This is a genomic window from Alsobacter soli (assembly GCF_003004785.1).
In the GTDB taxonomy this organism is placed as follows: Bacteria; Pseudomonadota; Alphaproteobacteria; order Rhizobiales; family Beijerinckiaceae; genus Alsobacter; species Alsobacter soli.
This window is the reverse complement of record NZ_PVZS01000087.1, coordinates 1-362: the sequence shown is the minus strand read 5'-3', so window position 1 is coordinate 362 and position 362 is coordinate 1. Positions and strand designations below refer to the sequence as shown.

The 362-nt window shown below is 68.5% G+C and carries 1 protein-coding gene; it reads right to left on the bottom strand.

Translation table 11 applies throughout. The annotated features are described in order from the left end of the window. A partial coding sequence (locus tag SLNSH_RS24375; protein WP_196240310.1) for a GTP-binding protein occupies nucleotides 1–362 on the bottom strand: 362 nt, incomplete at both ends.

Below are 362 nucleotides of genomic sequence, written 5' to 3'. Positions count from 1 at the left end.
GTCGACCTTGTTCATGAACACGACCAGCGCCGGCACGCCGACCTGGCGGGCGAGCAGGATGTGCTCGCGGGTCTGCGGCATCGGGCCGTCGGCGGCCGACACCACCAGGATCGCGCCGTCCATCTGCGCCGCGCCGGTGATCATGTTCTTCACGTAGTCGGCGTGCCCGGGGCAGTCGACGTGCGCGTAGTGGCGGTTCTGCGTCTCGTACTCGACGTGCGCGGTCGAGATCGTGATGCCGCGCGCCTTCTCTTCCGGCGCCTTGTCGATCTGGTCATACGCGGTGAAGGTCGCGCCGCCCGTCTCCGCCAGCACCTTGGTGATCGCCGCCGTCAGCGACGTCTTGCCGTGGTCGACGTGAC